The 677-nt window shown below is 67.9% G+C and carries 1 protein-coding gene; it reads right to left on the bottom strand.

The window, feature by feature from the left end; translation table 11 throughout:
- On the bottom strand, positions 1-677 hold a 677-nt coding region (locus LHA35_RS28435; protein WP_456316102.1), incomplete at both ends, for a hypothetical protein.

Here is a 677-nt window from a genome sequence, read left to right as displayed (position 1 = left end):
CGCTCCGCCACCGAGGTGGTGTAGAAATGCGCCCCGGTGGTCGGGTTGTAGAAGCGGAAGAGCGACATCTGCCCGGCCTCGGCGGAGCTGAAGGCCTGGTAGGCGATGCCTTCGTAGCTGTACTCCGCGTAGGTCTGGATGACGAAGTCCCGCTCCGCGGCCGAGGTGGTGTAGAAGTGGTACTCCTTTGCCGTGTTGTAGAAGCGGAAGACGTCGGTTGCGCCCGCGGCGCCCGGCTGCGCCGTGCGGTAGGACAGGCCCTCGTCGTCGAAGAAGGCGTATTTGGTGCGGACGTCGTAGGCCTCCTCGTTCGAGGCGGTGAAGAAGTGCACCCCTTTCGCCTCGTTGTAGAAGCGGTGTACCACGCCGCTGACATTGGCCGCCTGCTCGATCCAGACCTCGCCATCGGCGAAGGAGAGCTTCTCCACCCGGAGCAGGAGGTCGGTGCCGTCGCGGTTGGGGACGGTGTCGCGCACCGTGTAGAGGCCGCCCGACATGGTGACGGTGTACTGCGCGCGGCTGCCGGCATAGGCCGCGACATCGTTGCCCGAGCCGCCATCGAGGAAGTCGTCGCCGGCGCCGCCGCGGACCGTATCGGCGCCGCGCCCCATCGCCATGTGGTCGTTGCGGCCGGTGCCGGTCACCGCCTCCGCCGCCGCGCTGCCGGTGTACTGCCA

This window comes from Roseicella aerolata, assembly GCF_020523605.1.
Taxonomy (GTDB): domain Bacteria; phylum Pseudomonadota; class Alphaproteobacteria; order Acetobacterales; family Acetobacteraceae; genus Paracraurococcus; species Paracraurococcus aerolatus.
Note: the sequence above shows the minus strand (reverse complement) of the source record. Positions and strands in the feature narration are given on the sequence as shown.